Annotated in this window: 17 protein-coding genes and 1 other RNA gene; 8 read left to right on the top strand and 10 right to left on the bottom strand. The window is 45.9% G+C overall.

Translation table 11 applies throughout. The annotated features are described in order from the left end of the window. Positions 1 to 2 precede the first annotated feature (2 nt). The 5 genes from trpD (at position 3) to ACAY30_RS10650 (ending at position 4,720) form a co-directional block, all read left to right on the top strand. Entirely contained in the window at positions 3 to 1,001 is a 999-nt protein-coding gene (gene trpD, locus ACAY30_RS10630; protein ID WP_290252052.1) for an anthranilate phosphoribosyltransferase, read from the top strand. Continuing rightward, positions 994 to 2,388 carry a bifunctional indole-3-glycerol-phosphate synthase TrpC/phosphoribosylanthranilate isomerase TrpF gene (gene trpCF, locus ACAY30_RS10635; protein ID WP_290252051.1) on the top strand — a complete coding sequence of 465 codons (1,395 nt, stop codon included), beginning with the start codon at positions 994 to 996 and terminating at the stop codon, positions 2,386 to 2,388. The genes trpD and trpCF overlap by 8 nt, the downstream gene beginning before the upstream one ends. 9 nt (positions 2,389 to 2,397) lie before the next feature. Beyond that, entirely contained in the window at positions 2,398 to 3,618 is a 1,221-nt protein-coding gene (gene trpB / locus ACAY30_RS10640; protein ID WP_290252050.1) for a tryptophan synthase subunit beta, read from the top strand. Then, the gene (trpA, locus tag ACAY30_RS10645) at positions 3,615 to 4,451 is read left to right on the top strand and encodes a tryptophan synthase subunit alpha (RefSeq protein ID WP_290252048.1); all 837 of its coding nucleotides are present in this window, start codon (positions 3,615 to 3,617) and stop codon (positions 4,449 to 4,451) included. The genes trpB and trpA overlap by 4 nt, the downstream gene beginning before the upstream one ends. Before the next feature lie 101 nt (positions 4,452 to 4,552). Beyond that, positions 4,553 to 4,720, top strand: a complete 168-nt coding sequence (locus ACAY30_RS10650) for a DUF2897 family protein (protein WP_290252046.1) — start codon at positions 4,553 to 4,555, stop codon at positions 4,718 to 4,720. A 130-nt stretch (positions 4,721 to 4,850) separates the two neighbouring features. Here ACAY30_RS10650 and ppiC read toward each other — a convergent pair whose 3' ends face one another. Next, positions 4,851 to 5,129 (bottom strand): peptidylprolyl isomerase PpiC, encoded by a 279-nt coding sequence (ppiC, locus tag ACAY30_RS10655; RefSeq protein WP_290252045.1) that lies wholly within the window; start codon positions 5,127 to 5,129, stop codon positions 4,851 to 4,853. A 123-nt stretch (positions 5,130 to 5,252) separates the two neighbouring features. On the opposite strand from ppiC, the gene can reads away from it, so the two are divergent. Beyond that, positions 5,253 to 5,843, top strand: coding sequence for a carbonate dehydratase (gene can / locus ACAY30_RS10660; protein ID WP_290252044.1), 591 nt, complete (start codon positions 5,253 to 5,255; stop codon positions 5,841 to 5,843). Between the two features lie 214 nt (positions 5,844 to 6,057). Here the strand turns inward: can and ACAY30_RS10665 are convergent, their stop codons facing one another. The 7 genes from ACAY30_RS10665 to ACAY30_RS10695 all read right to left on the bottom strand — a co-directional run bounded on the left by ACAY30_RS10665 (position 6,058) and on the right by ACAY30_RS10695 (position 14,543). Continuing rightward, complete coding sequence (locus ACAY30_RS10665; RefSeq protein ID WP_290252043.1) at positions 6,058 to 7,320, bottom strand: hypothetical protein; 1,263 nt, start codon at positions 7,318 to 7,320, stop codon at positions 6,058 to 6,060. After that, positions 7,320 to 7,946 (bottom strand): energy transducer TonB, encoded by a 627-nt coding sequence (locus ACAY30_RS10670; protein WP_290252042.1) that lies wholly within the window; start codon positions 7,944 to 7,946, stop codon positions 7,320 to 7,322. The genes ACAY30_RS10665 and ACAY30_RS10670 overlap by 1 nt, the downstream gene beginning before the upstream one ends. 2 nt (positions 7,947 to 7,948) lie before the next feature. After that, positions 7,949 to 8,353 carry a biopolymer transporter ExbD gene (locus ACAY30_RS10675; RefSeq protein ID WP_290252041.1) on the bottom strand — a complete coding sequence of 135 codons (405 nt, stop codon included), beginning with the start codon at positions 8,351 to 8,353 and terminating at the stop codon, positions 7,949 to 7,951. A 12-nt stretch (positions 8,354 to 8,365) separates the two neighbouring features. After that, positions 8,366 to 8,890, bottom strand: a complete 525-nt coding sequence (locus ACAY30_RS10680) for a MotA/TolQ/ExbB proton channel family protein (protein ID WP_290252040.1) — start codon at positions 8,888 to 8,890, stop codon at positions 8,366 to 8,368. Continuing rightward, the gene (locus tag ACAY30_RS10685) at positions 8,890 to 10,248 is read right to left on the bottom strand and encodes a MotA/TolQ/ExbB proton channel family protein (protein WP_290252039.1); all 1,359 of its coding nucleotides are present in this window, start codon (positions 10,246 to 10,248) and stop codon (positions 8,890 to 8,892) included. The genes ACAY30_RS10680 and ACAY30_RS10685 overlap by 1 nt, the downstream gene beginning before the upstream one ends. Beyond that, complete coding sequence (locus ACAY30_RS10690; RefSeq protein WP_290252038.1) at positions 10,248 to 11,024, bottom strand: DUF3450 domain-containing protein; 777 nt, start codon at positions 11,022 to 11,024, stop codon at positions 10,248 to 10,250. The genes ACAY30_RS10685 and ACAY30_RS10690 overlap by 1 nt, the downstream gene beginning before the upstream one ends. A gap of 885 nt (positions 11,025 to 11,909) precedes the next feature. Next, positions 11,910 to 14,543, bottom strand: a complete 2,634-nt coding sequence (locus ACAY30_RS10695; RefSeq protein ID WP_290252037.1) for a TonB-dependent receptor — start codon at positions 14,541 to 14,543, stop codon at positions 11,910 to 11,912. A 576-nt stretch (positions 14,544 to 15,119) separates the two neighbouring features. Between ACAY30_RS10695 and ACAY30_RS10700 the strand changes: the two genes are divergently transcribed. Continuing rightward, positions 15,120 to 15,899, top strand: a complete 780-nt coding sequence (locus tag ACAY30_RS10700) for a TSUP family transporter (RefSeq protein ID WP_290252036.1) — start codon at positions 15,120 to 15,122, stop codon at positions 15,897 to 15,899. Beyond that, positions 15,899 to 16,546 (top strand): primosomal replication protein PriC, encoded by a 648-nt coding sequence (priC, locus tag ACAY30_RS10705; RefSeq protein ID WP_290252035.1) that lies wholly within the window; start codon positions 15,899 to 15,901, stop codon positions 16,544 to 16,546. The genes ACAY30_RS10700 and priC overlap by 1 nt, the downstream gene beginning before the upstream one ends. Before the next feature lie 75 nt (positions 16,547 to 16,621). Here the strand turns inward: priC and ACAY30_RS10710 are convergent, their stop codons facing one another. Together ACAY30_RS10710 and ffs are read right to left on the bottom strand one after the other, a co-directional pair. Beyond that, complete coding sequence (locus tag ACAY30_RS10710; RefSeq protein ID WP_290252034.1) at positions 16,622 to 18,565, bottom strand: tetratricopeptide repeat-containing sulfotransferase family protein; 1,944 nt, start codon at positions 18,563 to 18,565, stop codon at positions 16,622 to 16,624. A gap of 299 nt (positions 18,566 to 18,864) precedes the next feature. Beyond that, positions 18,865 to 18,961: signal recognition particle sRNA small type (ffs, locus tag ACAY30_RS10715), an RNA gene on the bottom strand. Positions 18,962 to 19,027 lie beyond the last annotated feature (66 nt).

The raw sequence follows: 19,027 nt of genomic DNA on the forward strand, positions 1-19,027 counted from the left end.
AGATGTTATCACAATTAATAAACGGCGACAGTTTAAGCCAACAACAAAGTGAACAATTCTTCAGCGACGTTATCAGTGGGCAAGTGGAGCCCGCCTTGTTAAGTGCGGTACTCACTGCGCTGGCGATCAAAGGCGAGACGCCAGAAGAAATAGCTGGTGCGGCGTTGGCAATAAGAGCAGCAGCCAAACCCTTTGTAGCTAATCAACGTAAACTGGTTGACTGTGTCGGTACCGGCGGTGATGGCCACAACACCATTAATATATCAACCACGGCAGCGATTGTTGCCGGTGCGTGTGGTTTACCCGTTGCCAAGCACGGCAACCGCAGTGTTTCAAGTAAATCTGGCTCCGCCGATTTATTAGAGACGCTGGGAGTAAAATTGGATATGAGTGCGGCCACGGCCTATCAATGCATTGAGCAAGCCGGAACCTGTTTTTTGTATGCGCCTCATTATCACGCGGGCTTTAAACACGCCGCTAAGGTGCGCTCTGCTCTGGGTGTTAGAACACTGTTTAATATCCTCGGACCTTTAGTTAACCCCGCTGCGCCAAAAATCATGCTACTTGGCGTATACGATAGCCGCTTATTGATGCCGATGGCCAAAGCGTTGCAACTTACCGGAGTTGAACGAGCTTGGGTAGTTTACGGCTCTGGACTCGATGAAATAGCCATACATGGTCCAACACAGGTCATCGACATAACACCACAGTCATTGCGAGAACTGACTATTACGCCAGAGGATTTTGCTATTCCATATCACCCGCTCGCCAGTATCAAAGGCGGTAGTGCGACTGAAAATGCTCAGTTCAGTTTAAATGTCATCAACGGCTGCGGCCAACTTGCGCATCATCACGCGGTGGTGATCAATACTGCTGCTCTTTTGTATTTAGCCGGCCAAACCGATAACCTAGCCCAAGCAAGCGACATTGTACAACAGGCGATTGCACAGGGCTTGGCGGCCAATACCTTAGCAACACTGGTCGAGGTAAGTCATGGCTAATATTTTACAAAACATTATTGCCCACAAGCGCGTAGAAATTGACCAACTAAAACAACGCCAACCATTGGCCTCGCTGCTCGACTCGATTACCCCGACAACGCGCGATATGTATGCGGTGCTAGCACAGCCGGGTTGCCACTTTATTTTAGAGTGTAAAAAAGCGTCGCCGTCAAAAGGGCTAATTCGCGCCGACTTTAACCCTCAGGCAATTGCACGTGTTTATGACAAATACGCCAGCGCCATTTCGGTATTAACCGAACAACGTTTTTTTCAAGGAAGTTTTCAGTACCTTCGTCAAGTGCGGCAAGTTGTCGACTGCCCAATTCTCAACAAAGATTTTTTCATCGATGCCTATCAAGTACACTTGGCCCGTTATCACGGCGCAGATGCCATCCTGTTAATGTTAAGTGTGTTAACCGATGAACAGTACTGTGCTTTGGCCAAGGTGGCCGAAGACTACAATATGGCAATTCTCACCGAAGTTTCTACCGTTGCTGAAACCGAGCGGGCAATCGCCCTTGGCGCGCGCCTTATCGGTATTAACAATCGCAATTTAAGGGACTTAACAACCGATACCACGCGCACTTTTGACTTGGCGTCACTGATCCCGAGTGACCGGATGATCATTTCTGAATCGGGCATAAATGACAATAAACAACTTCGAGCTTTAGCCTCCGTCGCCAACGGCTTTCTCATTGGCAGCTCACTTATGGCCCAAAACGACATTGACTTCGCCTGTCGCCAATTGATTTATGGCGATCACAAAGTCTGCGGTATGACCCGCAGTGAGGATATCGTTCATGCCATAGGCGCAGGCGCAACCAGTGTTGGTATGATCTTTGTCGATTCATCGCCGCGTTGCATCAGTTTACAAAAAGCTCAACAACTACAAGCTGAGGTGGCGTTTCAGTGCGATCATCAGGTGCGCTATATTGCGGTATTTAAAGATCATAGTATTGACGTCGTGGTTGAGCATTGTCAGCTACTAAACTTGTGGGCTGTACAACTTCACGGTCGTGAAGACCAACACTATATCGCCCAGTTACGCCAACAGTTAGCCAGTAAAATCAAGATCATCAAAGCGTTGGCTGTTGACGCGTGCATACCGCAAGCCGTTGTCGGTAGTGATATGTATTTATTGGACAACAAGCAACCTGGTTCTGGGCAAGCGTTTGACTGGTCGCTAACACACCACATCCAACAGCTAAATGCACCGGTTATGCTCGCCGGTGGCATTGACAGCCATAATGTCAAAGATGCGATTGCCCTGCTGTTGCAAACCGATATGCTTGGCCTCGATATAAACTCTGGTGTCGAACTCTGTGCTGGGGTAAAAGACAAACACAAACTACAACAATTGTTTACTTTGCTAAGACAATATAACTAGGTGATATTGATGAATGACTTAGACCATAACCACGCTCAACACAGTGCCTATTTTGGCGAATTTGGCGGTATGTATGTTAGCGAGCTTCTCGTCCCTGCACTTGAGCAACTCGAACAAGCCTTCATTGACAGCCAAGGTGATGACCAGTTCCAACACCAATTAAACGAACTGCTGGAAAAATTTGCCGGTCGGCCCACACCACTAACCTTGTGCCGCAACCTGCACAACAACGATCGGGTTAAGCTGTATCTCAAACGAGAAGATTTATTGCACGGTGGTGCCCACAAAACCAACCAAGTGTTAGGTCAAGCCCTATTGGCAAAACGCATGGGTAAAACCGAAATAATCGCTGAAACGGGTGCCGGTCAACACGGTGTTGCTACTGCAATTGCCTGTTCGCTATTGGGTTTAAAGTGCCGCGTATACATGGGCAAAGTTGATTGCGACCGCCAACAGCCCAACGTATTTCGCATGAAATTGATGGGGGCTGAAGTGATCCCAGTAACCGCCGGCTCAGGCACCTTAAAAGACGCGGTTAACGAGGCGTTGAGAGATTGGTCGGCAAACTATCAAAACGCCCATTACCTGCTCGGTACGGCAGCCGGACCACACCCATTTCCCACCATCGTGCGCGAGTTTCAAAAAGTGATCGGTATCGAAGCTAAACAACAAATTATCGAAGAGCAAGGACGCTTACCTGACTATGTGGTTGCCTGTGTCGGCGGAGGCTCTAATGCCATCGGTATGTTTAATGATTTCATCCCGCACGAAGAGGTAAAACTGATCGGCGTTGAAGCCGGCGGTAAAGGCATCGACTCGGGTGAGCACGGCGCCACCTTAGTGGCGGGAACGAAGGGCATGTTACACGGTGCGTATACCTACATTATGCAAGATAACGATGGTCAAATTGAAGAGTCCTACTCGATTTCCGCGGGGTTAGATTACCCTGCGGTGGGCCCCCAACACGCGATGTTAAAAGACAGTAAACGCGCGCAGTACGTCGCGATTAATGACGAACAAGCGTTAGCCGCGTTTAAGGCACTGTCGCGTTCGGAAGGTATTATCCCTGCATTAGAGTCATCACATGCAATTGCCTATGCATTACAATTGGCCAACCAGGCAACCGAAGATACGGTGATCCTTGTCAACTTGTCTGGTCGAGGCGATAAAGACTTAGCGCATGTGATGAGCATTATAGGTGACAATAACGAGCAGGAGGCAGGACAATGACACAACCGCATAAATTGGGGTATCGCTACCGCGAATTATTTGCCCAGCTTGAGCAAAAACGACAAGGTGCCTTTATTCCTTTTGTCACCATTGGCGACCCGAACAAAGAGCAATCGATTGAAATCATTAAAACGCTGATCGATAACGGTGCCGATGCATTGGAGTTAGGCATCCCCTACTCCGATCCAAGTGCCGATGGCTTGACTATACAACGCGCCACATCCAGAGCCCTTACCGCCAATGTTAATACCGATGTTTGCCTAGACATATTAGCCACTATTCGACGTTACAACGCCGATATCCCCATTGGTTTATTACTGTATGCCAACATTGTCTTTGCTCGTGGTATTGATAGATTTTATCAACAAGTCAATGCCGCAGGTGTTGACTCGGTGCTGATTGCCGATGTGCCAATGCGCGAAGCTGCGCGCTTTAAACAGGCTGCCGAGCGCCATGGTATTGCGCCAATATTTATTGCCCCGCCAAATGCCAGTGAACACACCTTAAAGCAAGTTGCGGCGCAAAGCGTCGGTTATACCTATGTGCTGGCTCGAGCCGGTGTTACGGGAACCAACGTAGAGGCCGAGCAATGCTCGAGTAGTCTGTTATCAGCGCTGGCTGAGTTATCCGCTGCGCCACCGGTGCTTGGATTTGGGATCTCATCGCCAACACAGGTGCAAAACGCTATCGCATCTGGTGCTCGCGGTGCGATATCAGGCAGTGCGGTGGTCAATATCATTGCTGATAACCTCGATAATCAGCAACTGATGTTAAGCAAATTGGCTGACTTTACCAAGGCGATGAAACAAGCCACCGACATATCGGCGATGTAACACAGACCAGCGAATAACGCTTAAGTTGACAACAGGGTGTCGACGACGCCCTGTTATTGTTGTGTTATGATAAACAAACCGATTGGCCAAGGATCTCGCTTATGTTTAAAGTCATTTTACTTATTGCGTTAGCTTTTATTATTAGCGGCGTCTATCTGCTTTATAAAAGCGCGAAAAAATTCAACTTATCCGAGCAACAGTTAGAACGAATAAAACAGCGCAACCAGGAGCTTGAGCGACAAGAGCGCGAACACGACGAGCGACCTTAACATCGCGGCTGTGTTGTATTAGTTCTGGGCAAAAGCTAAATGCCCTAGTCAACACTGCCGGCGTCAAAGGCAAAAAGCGCTTGTACAGCTTTGCAGCGGCTTAACTCATTGAACTAAAACAGCGCCGTGATTAACTGCGGTAAATTGTTTGAATCAAGTGGAAGCCAAACTGGGTTTTAACCGGACCGTGAATTTCCAATACCGGCTTGTTAAATACCACATCGTCAAACGCTTTCACCATTTGGCCTTTGCGAAACTCGCCTAAGTCGCCACCTCGCTTGCCCGATGGGCAGGTCGAAAACTTCTTCGCGAGCTTTGCGAAATCCTCGCCGTTAGCCAATTGCTTTTTCAACTTTTCAGCTAGGGCTTTATCTTTAACCAGAATATGTCGAGCGCTTGCTACGGCCATATCGTATCTCCTATTTGACAACAATCAAAAAACCTACGTATTTAAGGGATATTATTATACATCAGTGTGCGACTTAGGTTAGAGTTTAAAATGATTTAAACAATTCGATAGTACGAACCACTGATGACCGATATCAAGACACTGTTTGCCAACAATCAGGCGTGGGCAAAAAGAATTAGTCAGCAACAACCTGACTTTTTCGAACAATTATCAAAACAACAGAACCCTGAGTACTTGTGGATTGGCTGTTCTGATTCGCGCGTTTCGGCGGACCAATTGCTCGGATTGATGCCCGGACAAGTGTTTGTCCATCGCAATATTGCGAATCAAGTCATTCACACCGACCTCAATTGCCTATCGGTGATTCAATACGCCGTTGATGTTTTGAAAGTAAAACACATTATTGTTTGCGGCCATTATGGCTGTGGTGGGATCAGTGCCTCGCTTGATCAAGACCAACACGGCTTAATCGATAACTGGTTGCGCCACATCAACGACGTACAGCGCTTTCACCAAGCGACTTTAGACGCACTTGAGGGAGAGGCCTTGGTCAATCGCCTGTGTGAGCTAAACGTCGTAGAACAAGTGATTAACGTTGCCAAAACCACAACCTTAATCAATGCTTGGCAAAACAAGCAAGAGGTAACGATTCACGGATTTATCTACAACTTAAAAGACGGAATTTTAAAAGACTTAAACGTCAGCGTGAACTAAACGTTAGCGCCACCTAATTGAGCACGGCAGTGGCCTCTTTTTGTATGCGCTCGTATCCTTCTGCGTTTAGACGTTGCCAATCACAACCTCACATCGCAAATGCAGGGTTGCAAATTGTCACGCCCCCCCCCGCACCGCCATCCGACAAAGATAAATAGCAGGCAAAAAAAAACCAGCGCGATGCTGGTTTTTTATTACTGATAGCGAGTATCCACTAGCCTAGCTTTTTCTTACGCTCTGCTGTATCGCGGATATAAGATGCCCAAGCACGCGCTGCTTTGCGAGTCTTAGGATCTTTTTGTGCTTCTTTGATCATAACCGCTGCTTGCGAGTATTTCTCTTGATAGAAATACGCTTCAGCTAATGTCATGTATACAGAGCCTTGGTTTTCGATGCCCAACTCTAGTGCTTTCTTAAGCGCTACGGTTGCTTCGTCGAAACGCTCAGACTGCTGCAACAGCATACCTTGACGGCGGTAGTGTTTTGGATCGTTTGACAGTTTCGCTGTCTCACCAAAGTACTTCGCTGCCGTGTCTACTTCTTGCGCTGCGTGGAATGCATTTGCCATGGTAAACAAGTTTGCATCTGTGCGCGGAATTAAACCGTTGTCAATGTACTTTTCCATAAGCTTTGCAGCGCGAAATGGAACATCGGCTTGCTGATATAAGTTGGCGAGCATTTTGATCTCAGACTCTTTCTCAAGAAAGCCTTGTTGATACGCCATATCTAACGTATACAATGCCTTTTTGTAGTCCTCAACCAAGGTATAAAACATACCTAGCTGCGTCCACCACTGCTTGTTCTCTGGGAACAACTGCACCACTTCTTCAAGTACACCTACCGCAGGCTTATACTGCTTGCGCTCGTAGTAAGAAGTCAGCTTCAAAATGTATGGATTTTGATTAGGCTCTTTGTACAAAGCAATCGCTTTGTCTGCAGGCTCAATCATTTTATCCAATTGCTTAAGCTCGTAATGTGCTTGCGCAATCTTTACATACGTATTAGCGTCTTCTTCACAGGTAAAGTCCATCCAAGCTGCATAGTTTTTCAATGCATCTTTGTATTGCTTTTCTTGCATTTGCAAGTCAGCTAATAGCTTGATGGTATCGGCGTGCTCTTTTTCGTTAAGCACTTCGTTCTTTACTGAGCTCTCAAGGTAAGGCAATGCTTTCTTCGCATGGTCTCCACCTTTGGTCGCGTACATATTGGCAATAAAGCGATCAAGGTAAGCTCGGTCATACTCTTTGCTAGCTTCAACCGCTAGTAAGATTGATAGCGCATCGTCGATGCGATCTTCAGAGTACGCTTCAAAAGCCTTTTGAACTTTTTTACCGATGCTTGGGCCAACAATCTTGGTGCGAGCAGGCTTTGCGTTCGGGTCTTTTGGACAGTTAGCAAATGCATGCGCTGTTCCAGAAACCGTTGACGTCGCAACCATTGCGACCACCACAGAAGTGCTTAGTAGTTTTTTGATCATTACTGTGCTCCCCCTTGTTGGCTCATCTTGAAGTCAAGCTGAACTGTCATGCCAGGTTGTCTTTGCGGCTTGCCGTCAACAACTTTTGGCTTGTATTTCCACTTGCGAAGCGCGCGTTTGGCTTCCTTGTCGAAAATACGTCTTGGCTCAGCAGCGATAACTTCAACATCTTCTACACCACCAACTTCGTTAATGGTGAAACGTAGCTGTACCCAACCTTCTTTACCGTCGCGAGCTGCTTGAATTGGATACTTAGGCTCAATTCGAACAATCGGTGTTGCTTCACCGTCGCGTCCAAATCCCGCACCAGGTGCATCCATACCAGCACTTGCACCAGACAACTCAACACCAGGAACGTTGAATGACACACCAGAGGTGTCGCTACTTGTTTCCGGCTCCGGAGCCTGAGGCTTCGGTGGCGTCTTCGGTGGCGGCGGCGGCGGCGGTGGAACGCGCTTACGCTCTTGTACTTTTGACTCAGGCGGTGCCGATACGATATCGATGATTACCGATTCATCTTCACCAGCGTTACGTTTAGCGCCACCTGAAATCAAGTATGCCATAAAGACAAACAAACCAAAGGTTACAGCAACGCCTAGTAGTATTGATACTAAAAAGCGAACCATAATTAACCACCTGTCGCTGCAGCAATGGAAATCTTATCGATTCCTGCATCCTTGATTGCATCCATAACTTTAACAACAACGCCGTGTTTAGCGCCTTTGTCAGCTTGGATGATTACGATATCGGTTGGTTGCTCAGCAAGTAGTTTTTCGATGTTAGCTGAAACACGCTCAACATCAACTACACGCTTGTCCATCCAGATCTCACCATTCTCACGAACAGCAATAAAAATGTTCGCTGATGGTTTTTTACTTGCATTGGCCGCTTTAGGCTTTTGCACATCTATACCAGCTTCTTTAACAAATGAAGTGGTTACGATGAAGAATATTAGCATGATGAATACGATGTCTAGCATCGGCGTCATATCTACTGCTGCTTCTTCCTCTTCACGAATGCGTTTACGTGCCATGTGAAAATCTCTCTAGTGATGAGGTAAGCTATCTACAAGCTTAGCCTTCGCCATTTTTACTTTCGCGTCTAATCGGGTACTGAAGAATACGCCAGATAATGCCGCTACCATTCCCGCCATTGTCGGGATTGTTGCCATTGAAATACCGTCAGCCATAAGGCGTGGGTTACCGGTCCCTTGTGTGGCCATAGTTTCGAAAACCGTAATCATACCGGTTACCGTACCTAACAGACCAATAAGAGGACACATGGCTACAAGAGTTTTGATAGTCAGCATACGCGCGTCTAATATCTCTGTCGCTTCAGAAATCCATGTATCTCTAATTCTGTGAGCATACCATGATGTAGTATCGGTTCTGGCTTCCCATTTGGCGATGATATCGCTTTTCATTTTTGGGTAAACTGATGCTAAGAACCAATACTTCTCAATCATTAATATCCACATTAAGAAGAGTGCCACGGCAACGAAGTACAATACTCCACCGCCGGTGGCTATAAATTCCCTGACAGATTCCCAAAGCTCTATCAGGTATAACATTAGTGTTTCTCCTTCTCGGCGATCTCAGCTACGATGCCCGCAGCTTGCTCGTCAAGAACATGGAAGATCTGCTTACCACGAGTAGCCACAATAGAGTGGATAAGGATTAGTGGTAGTGCAGCGATTAGACCCATAGCTGTTGTTACAAGTGCCATTGAGATGTCACCCGCCATGATTTTAGGATCACCAGTACCGTAAAGCGTGATTGATTGGAACGTACCGATCATACCAACAACTGTACCTAGTAGACCTAGTAGTGGCGCGATAGCCGCAAAGATCTTGATGATGTTGATACCGCGTTCAACTTTTGGTGTTTCACGCAAGATAGCTTCATCAAGTTTAAGTTCTAGCGACTCAGCATCAACGTCTTTGTTGTCGTTGTAAACTTGTAGCAAACGACCTAGAGGGTTGTTTGGATTAGGCTGTGCAGTGTTCTTAAGTTGTGCGCGGATCTTAGCACCGGTAGCACCTAAGTAAATTAGACGCTCAAGAGCGATTAATAGACCTAAGATAAGAACTGCAGTGATAACGTAACCTACTGTACCACCTTGGTGGAAGCGCTCTTCAAGAGTCGCTTTTTGCGTCTCTAACTTCAAGATTTGACCTTTTGAAGGGTCAATAAACAGAGGCGCATAACCAGCAGAGTTTGCGGTAAATGGCGCAACTGTACCAACGATTGCACCGTCAGGTTGCTTACCTAGTGGTTGAATAAGACCTTGCTCGTCGTTGTAGTTCAAGTAACCGATATCTGAAGATACCAAGTTGAATGAACCAATACGCGTTACATTAGCAGAACTCTTAGTACCGTCTAGGTTTGTGATTTCAGCTTCGAAGCTCGCAACTTTACCAGACTCAGTCATTTCTGTTTGTAGAGCGAACCAAAGTTCTTCTAGTTCAGACAATACTGGGATTTCTTTGGCGTTAGCAAGCTTGTTTAACACATCTTCACGACCTGGGTATTGAGCGCTAACAACTGAGGTAGCGATACGGCCGTATGCATTGCTTGATGCGCGACGAACAACACCGAACATTTCACCTAAGTCGCCTTTTGCAGCTTCAAGCTCGGCTTCTTTGTTGGTTAATGTTGTTTCGTTGTCAGCAAACTGCTTAGTTAAACGTGCGTTGCGCTCGTTTTCTTGAGCAAGTTCTGCTTTCGCTTTGTTTAGTAGTGCTTGCTTGTCAGCACGAGCAGATAAGAACTCTTGCTCACGAGCTTTGTCAAGCTTAGCAACAGATACGCGATCTGCTTTGATCTTTTGTAGTAGGTCGTCTAACTGGTTTGCATTTGCAGTCGTTGCGATACCAGCTGTTAGAGCCATAGTTGCAGCAATTGCTGCGCTTTTGATAAATTTATTCATTATTCACCCGCTGCATATACTGGTAGTTTAACTAAGTCAGGCGCAGACTGTTTACGAGCCATGCGAATTGCTTTAGTGATAGGGTTAAGGTATTCCTCACCTAACGCCTTCCAGCTGCGGTCGCTGTGATCCCAAATCCATGCGTTTTTAAGATCAAGTGATTGAGCAACTAACACAGTACGTCCCATGTGAACGAAGTCTACAGTGATAGTTTGACCTTCAAATTCAAGGTCACCTTGGTACGCAGAGAACATTGAACCGTAGTCTGTTTCAATTTCGTAGGCTTCAAGCACTAAACGGAATTGCTCAGCTACCGAGATACCTTGACGAGACATAACGTCTTTCAAGCGATCTAGACGGTCTTGACGGTCTGCTAAGTTTACAGGGATGTCAGCTTCGATAAATTGCTCTAGTGAGTCAATCATCTTGTACATTAATGGTACAACACCTTGCTTGGTGTTTTGAATCGTACCAATTTGACGCTCAAGTGAGTCGATACCCTTTTGCTGGTCATCTACTAGACGCTGAATGTGGTCATTGTAAACTTTCAAGTTTTCAGTTTCGTCAACAACGGTACGGTACTCAGCTAAAAGCTCTTGAGTTTGCTCATAAATATTGTTGATTTTCTTTTGTGAATTAGCTGATGCGTTAATTTTAACAGCTTCAGCTTTTTGCAGTTCATTTAGGCTGCTAGCAGAAGCAACATTGCTGCTTGCTAAAGCCAAGGCGCCAATAATCGAAGAGGCGATTAGGCTTTTCTTGCTCATTTTGGACATAGTTCCCAACCAATTGCTATTTAACTTGTTCCAATCAACCCAATATTGGGTCTGCGGATCTGATTCAACCGACGTACGCGTAAGCTTGTCGAGTTGCTCAGTGCTCTTACGTTGTCATACAACAGAAATACAACAATGTTAACCTAAAGTGTCGTTGACAACACGTTACGTTAGCAAACTTGCTATTTCTGCCATGTTATTCATAAAAAGACAGCTTTATATAAGACAATAGCTAGGCGCTAATGTCAATCATTTTGCGCTGTTGGGCGCAAATGAATGGCAAAAACCCTATGCATTGTATTATTTTTAGTCTAATTACTCAGATTCGACAACTGTTATGTATCCGCGCGCCATTTTTACTAACGGCAACGGGATAGTCAAACAAAAATTCGCGCCAATTGTCGCATTTTTAACGCACTTTGCAAACCATAGTAAAAGAATCTTTCTTTAACAATTATTTAGCCGATAAAAATAAATCTCGCCTCAGTCGATCCGAGGTAATTGAGCGTTCACTTTACCACCACATTATAGTTAAACAATGGCCGTTCGGTGAAATAATAGACGAACAACATGGGCAAGGGTGTGCTAGGCGCGTTAACAGTTTTATAAATCCACTTTGTAGCCGCATAAAAAGAATACATGAGTAAGCAAAGAGGTGCGCCACGAACTCATGCGTCTCCATGTAAGCGCGCACAGCTGTTTGATTGCCCTATCTCACTGTCGGCTATCATCGATTGACGATACGCTCGCCTAGCCTCGCACAGCACGATTGAACGCAGGGTTTGGCTGTTTGACCAAAGATAATTTGATCTGAGGTACGCCAGCAACACCAATAAAAAAGGCCGCCGAAGCGACCTTTTGTTATTGCTAGCTAAGCATCAGTTCTTAGAACTTGATGTTGTAGCTTACGCGGTAGTCACGACCAAAGTTGTTGTACAAGTTTTGGTCGGTCCACTGACCTAGTGAGTTAAGTACTGGGTCTTCGTCAGTCAAGTTGTTAACTTGGAACGTGATGGTACCGTATGAACCTGCATCGTATGATGCTGTCACGTGGTGTAGGATCCAAGAGTCTAACTTGCCGCTTTCTTCTAACTTGTTATCAACTACACGAGAAGACTCTGATGTAGAAGCTGTGTAGTTAGTCGTCCATGCGAAGCTAAATGCGTCCATTGACCAACCAACAGTTGCTACTGCTTTGTGATCTGGCGCACCGTCAGTACCTGCGTAGTTGAACTCGTCACCCCAATCAAGAACAAATGAGTTGATCATGTTCAAACGGAAGTCACCGAATGCTGTTTCAAATGCACCGCTTAACGTTACGTCAACACCTTCGATGTTAAGGCTACCTTCACTGTTGTAGTAACCAGTACCCGCTTCTAGTAGACCACCACCTGGTGAACGAATTAGGTAGAAGGTTTCATTAGTCGTGTCAGCACCTTGCTCAAGCGCAACCAAGTCGCCTTGGTCTTCGTCTGTCAATAGACCCTGAACAGTTTTGGTTTGGATTGCGTTAGTGATTGACAAGTCGAAGTAATCCACTTTTACGCCGATATCGTCAGTGATATCCCAAGCAACACCGATGTTGGTGTATTCTGATTCTTCAGCACCTAGGTTCGGGTTAGACTTGTAGTACGTATCAAATTGACGCTCTGGACAATCTTCTGGTGAAGTGCCTTGTTGCTCACACTGACGGAAGTCAGTTGCTGCTTCTGCAGAGAAAGTAGTTGCTGCGTTTAGCTCATCTAGGCCTGGTGCGCGGAACGACTCAGAGTAAGATGCACGAACAACAAGACCGTCTAGTGGCTCCCAACGAACAGCTGCCATTGGCGCTACGTTGTCACCAAAATCAGAGTAATCATCGTAACGTGCTGCGATGTTAAGCTCTACCGAGTCGATGATTGGCATTTGTGCTTCGTAGAAGAACGCTTTGATATCGCGTTCACCAGCTGCAGAGTTACCTGCTGAACCACCGATTAGACCTGCTTCTGACTGACCGTCGTACAAGTCAGAGTAAGTTTGCTCCATGTACTCAGTACCGAAGTAGTGAGCGATGTCACCACCTGGAAGAGCAAATAAGTCGAAACCGATACCAGCGAAGTATTGGTCAAACGTTGAAGACGAATCTTGAAGCGTGGTTGACTTCATGTTGGCTGTACCAACTTCAGAACCAAGTGGGATGTCATTCTTCTCGTTGTACGCTAAACCACCGTAAGATAGGTAGAAACGACCTACTGATTTGTTATCAGCGATGTTTCTGTGGTAGTAAACTTCCCAAGACGCGTTGTTCCAATCAAGCTCACCAGTTAAACCAGTTAAGTAATCTTGGTTGTAATCGTCTACGATACCGTCACGGTTACCGATACCAACCCAACGGAATAGACCGTATGCACCGTCAACACCGTACGGGTTGTGCGGGTTGTCAGCTGAGATGTTTGCCCAAGGCGCTGCTGGTGGCGCGTAACGACCAAACGATTCGTTTTGTACGAACATCGCACGACCGAACCACTCGATGCCATCAGTTAATTCATAGTTCGCGTCAACGAATAAGGTGTTACGGTCAACAGATGCCGTGTTGTATGAAACGTTTGCGTAAGCAAATGCACACACTTCACCGTCGTAACCAGTACCTGGTTTTGCATTCATTTTCATGAATACGTCTGAACCGTACTCAGCGATTAAGTCATCACATAGAGGTGACGCTTGAACTTCAGAGAAATCTGGAGCAAATACAGATGCACCGTACCAAGACCAACCGTCAGCTTCACCAGTGTAGATATCAATCACACCGTCGCCGTTTAAGTCGTTAGTTTTTGCTGCTGTGTACGGACGCGCACCATCAGAGATACCTTGACGACGTTGGTGATCGAACGAGAACGTTACGTTACCTTTGTCATTTGAGTAACCACCGATGATTGAGAATTCATTTGAGGTAGTACCTTCGTCTTGGTCACGTTGACCTGCACCAACAGTGAACTCTAAACCTTCGTAGTTCTTTTTAAGGATGATGTTAACAACACCTGCCATTGCGTCAGAACCGTAAGTAGAAGATGCACCGTTAGTTAAGATTTCGATACGCTCAACAGCCGCCATTGGAATGGCGTTAAGGTTAGCTGATTGACCACCTAGAGTTGGAGAACCAGGTAAACGCTTACCGTCTAGTAGAACTAGTGTACGCGCTGAACCAGCACCGCGTAAGTTGATGGTTGCTTGTGACTGAGCTGAAGAACCAGAACGCTCAGAGAAAGAACCAAATGAGTTGAATGATGAACCACGTAGCGCGTCAGCTACGGTAAAGTTACCTTCAACTTTGATGTCTTCAGCGGTCATAACGGTAACCGGTGAAGCACCTTCTAGGTCGGTACGCTTGATGCGTGAACCGGTAACCTCAATGCGTTCAACATCTTCTTCAGCTGTTGCTTCTTCTGCTGCAAATGCATTTGCAGAGATACCAGCTGTTGCGCTTGCGCCAAACACTAAGGCAAGGCGAACGGCTTTAGCAAGTTTATTATTGCTATACATGTTTACTCCCTGGATCACTTTAAGTGATTCGTGTTGTTTTAATATCAAAGCTATATTGCTTCGTTACTTTTCTTATCGAAAGGCGTAATGCCTAATCTGTCGACCTTGATAATAAAACGATTCTCTTTAACAGGTCAACAACATATCCACCACAAAGTTAAACTTTTTTAACATTTTTTTACCAAAACTAATAACTTACTCACAACAAACGCATAAAATGCCACAAAACATGCATTTATATTAACAAAGGTTATCTGTTAATCACTCTCGCATCAGCGAATGGGTCAAGAACAACCAGATAATGCGGCGGATTGTTCATATTTTGATTTGCTATACACACAAAGTTACATATGTTACCTAACGCTTGAAGGACATGTGATCATCGAAGGCGTGTTACCCATACTAAATAAAAGGAGAAATCATTTCACTTATGGTCTTGGCTATTTAATAATGTCTATTGGCAAATGTTGACACCCATTAGCATCGACAGCGGCCTTAGCGATAACGATAAACCTTAACACTCACATTTTCAGGACAGAATGACATCTAGGCACACCGTTGCCGGTCATGTTTTCAATGCTAGAGATATTTGAACAACCATCATTATTATTTTTATTGTCATTAGTTGGCTTACTGGCAGGGTTTATTGACGCCATCGCCGGTGGCGGAGGCTTGCTCACTGTTCCCGCCCTGCTTACCACCGGACTGCCACCGCATTTAACGCTCGGTACAAATAAGCTGGCGGCGTGTTTCGGCTCATTCACGTCGTCGCTAACGTTTTACCGTAAAAAACTGTTTGATCCGATTTTCTGGTTATCCAGTGCGATAGCAACCGCGATTGGCGCTTTTATCGGGACTATTGCGGTAAATTTAATGTCCAGTGAGGCATTAAATAAAGTGTTACCGATTATTATCTTGCTGTGTGCTGTGTACGCCCTATTGGCTAAAACCGCATTGGTTGAAACGACAACGCTGCCGTTAAAAACAGCGCGGTTGAAATTACAGCAAAGGTTACAGGGTGTAGTATTGGGCTTTTACGATGGCGTTGCAGGCCCAGGGACCGGAACGTTTTGGGTGGTATCTAACCTCGCCTTGTATAAAATGAACATTCTACTCAGTTCTGCCTTGGCTAAGAGCATGAACTTTATCAGCAATTTCGTTTCGTTAGTGGTATTTTTATATCTTGATCAGGTAAATATCGTTTACGGTTTAGCCATGGGCGTATTTATGGTGTTAGGTTCTTGGTTAGGTGCGCATTCAGCTATTCGCTATGGCAGTAAATTTATTCGACCGGTATTTATATCGGTGGTAGTTATTATGGCACTGCGTTTAGCGTATGAGGCATGGGTGATTTAATGAAACACAGCGACCAGCAAGCATGGCAAAAACTAAGTAGTATAATCAGCGAATTGGAGCAGCAAGCAACGGCTGTTGACCAGGCCAACGAGAAGCGCAAACAACATTATTACTTGCAAGAAAGCCCGCTGTTTTCAGAAACCACATTTCCAATATCAAGTAACCGCCTTCGCCCCTATGTGGTTTATGTACAAAAGCAACTTAAACACGTTCAACATTTGCTCAGCAATAATCAACAGCAACTAGCCGATGCGCTACTGATACAAATAGAGCAGCAAGTCAGTGCCATTATTGTCGCCATTAAATCGGATCAAAATCGCCACCGAGACAGTGACTACCGCTTGCAACGCAACAAGCGTCGCAATCAGCAACAGCAAGCCGAAGACAGCAATAAGCAGTTAGCAAAACGGGTTATGCTCAGCGCCCATCAATTACATACTAAACTGGTCGAATACCGAGGCTTTGAGAGTCGTTTGGAATTGATGATCAAAGATCACGAAAAAAAACTGGCAAGGGCCCAAGGCAACGACAAGACAACCGAGCAGCAGAAAATTTTCGCGTTGCACCAGCGATTAGGTCGATGTCGCCGAGCCATCAACGACGTGGAACGGCAAATAGAAGAAAGTGATAAGCGCAGCGTGCGCTAGTCAAAGCCAAGCTCAATAAACGAGCTTGGCTTGACGATTGCGACAAGCACTATCTAAGTAGCGTGTCAATTCTGGTTAGCGGTTGTACCCGTATTGATCAATGTGCTCTTTAAGAATTGGCTCGACCGACGCCAATTGCGCTTTGTAATGCTGGTGTCGGGCAACCGCTTTGGTTGATATTTCATTGGTCACGTCGCGGTAGCTTGGTGTGCTGATGTTGCGCTGCAACGCCTTTTGGCGATAGCTATTCATCTCGTCGTGCCAGCTAGAGCCGGTAAAATCAAGCACCCTTTGCACCGTGGCGTTAAAGTCACTGATCAAATCTTCGTAGCGATATTCAATGTATTCATCACTGCGCAAATGTTGCTTGTACACTTGCCACAACGTCATCACTTGATGGTAAAACTCTGCCGCGTCGTTGAGGTCGAGGAAATGGGTCATCGCTGAGTTTAACTCAAACTTTTGCATAAAGCAGCTGATCACCACATCGCGCGGATCGCGAAGCGCAACGATAAACTTGGCATCGTTGAACAAGGTACGAATCAACGGTAGATGGACAATATTAAGTGGCAATTTGTCAATTAACTGGCCGTTGGGCAAGGTGCCGTGCGTTGCCTCTATGTGTTGCCAAAACACCTGGCGATAACGGGCTTTATCGGCATCGGTTAAGTCACTTAATGCTTGTGGGTAGGCCTTGTATTCTTCGCGCATTTGTCCAATTATCGCGTTAATCGGCGAGTTTTCATCGGTGGTGGTGAGCTCTGGATGAGCTTTCAACACTTGCTCCATCAGCGTGGTACCAGAGCGTGGAAAGGCGACGAAAAAAATCGGTGTTTTGGGTTTTGTCGCTACCGGTTGCTCCACTTGGTTGTTGATCGCTTTGGCCTGTGACTGATACGCCAACAGCATGTCGGTGTAACCCGAGCTATCTATTTTACTGGCTGACATACTGGCCATAAGCTGATTGCTTTGCAAGAACGCTTGATACGCTTGTTGGTATTGGCCTGATTCATCAAGCGCTAAGCCCAACTGATGATAGGCTTCAACGCTGGTGGGTTTATCAAGCCCGTATTTTAACGATTTTTGTAATAACTTGACCGCTTTGCCCGCCTGCTTCTGCCGGCGCAAGACGATGCCCTCGAACATGATCACTTTCGGATTGCCCGGTTGTAACTGTTTTGCTTTAACGACATAGGCGGCGGCGTTATCGACATCGTTTTGCAATTCATAACAGCTCACTAACTGCAGTAAAACGTCGACGTTATCGGGCTCTAATGCTATCGCCCCACGCAAACAAGTTATCGCTGACAAGGTGTTTTTTTGCGCCAACAACACATTCGCCATCAGTTGGTGCCCTTCTGCTCGGTTGGCAAATAAGCGTTGATAATCACTGGCGACAAGGGCTGCTTTTTCCAGTTGGTTGCTGGCGATGTAACAGCTGGTTAAGTGTGCCAGTGCAGCGTCATTATCGGCCTCAATCGCCAATGCGCGGCTAAAATGCTCAATTGCAGGTGTCAGATTATTGCTTTGTAACGCACAAATGCCGGCGTTAACAAAGTAATTGGCCACAGTATCATCGCGGCTTATCGCGCTAGCAAAATAATCGTTGGCTTGCGCTAACTGCCCCTGCTGTAGTGCGACCACACCAAGCATATGCCAGACATCAGCGAGATCGGGATGAGCTTGGTGTAAGCTTTGATACACTGGCAAAGCAAGGTCGATACGTCCTTGTCGGTGTAATTGCTTTGCTTGTTCTAAGCGAGTATTAATCGACTCATCAGATGGCTCATTATCTGTGTGCGTAGAAGACGCAGCGGTACTGTGTTTTACATCATCAGTTGCCGAACGAGCGATGGGCTGACCGTGATCAGATGTGGTGTGCACAGACAACTCACTGTCACTTTGTTCCGCCGGTGTCTGCGCCGTATTGGTCGACTTTTCTTCTGTACTGTGGCGACTAACAGTTTGCGGTTGATGCTGCTTATTTGATGAAAACAGCGACTTAATCCAATTCATCATACCGTGGTTAACTTAGTGTTATTATAAAATTGCCTCAGAGTAAAATAATTACCCGATAACTGCAATGCCGACGAGAAATTTTAGCCGATGCTCTGCTTTAAGGTGCTAGAGTGGTGAAAAAGGCATTTACTTATAAAGCAAGCTAAAACCACAGTGACAATCAAAAAACAGCACTTGTACTGAGCTATTGAACGGCAAAGACTAAAACACCAACAACTGCGTCTGGCTAAATTGATTTACAACGTGAAGATTTACAAACTGAAGATTTTAAAGAGTAAGAAAGGTGATGATTGGGTGGCCCCTCTCAGCCTCATCCCGGCACATGAGTCGTCTGCTACGGTTGCTTCCTTCCGGACCTGGCCGGGTTAACAGAGTATCATTGCGGGAGGACCAAGAGGTGCCATAAAGTGCTTAGGTACAACCTAAGTGGCAGGCATTATGAATAAATGTGTTTTAGCTTGC

The organism is Thalassotalea ponticola, from assembly GCF_041379045.1.
Lineage (GTDB): Bacteria > Pseudomonadota > Gammaproteobacteria > Enterobacterales > Alteromonadaceae > Thalassotalea_A > Thalassotalea_A ponticola.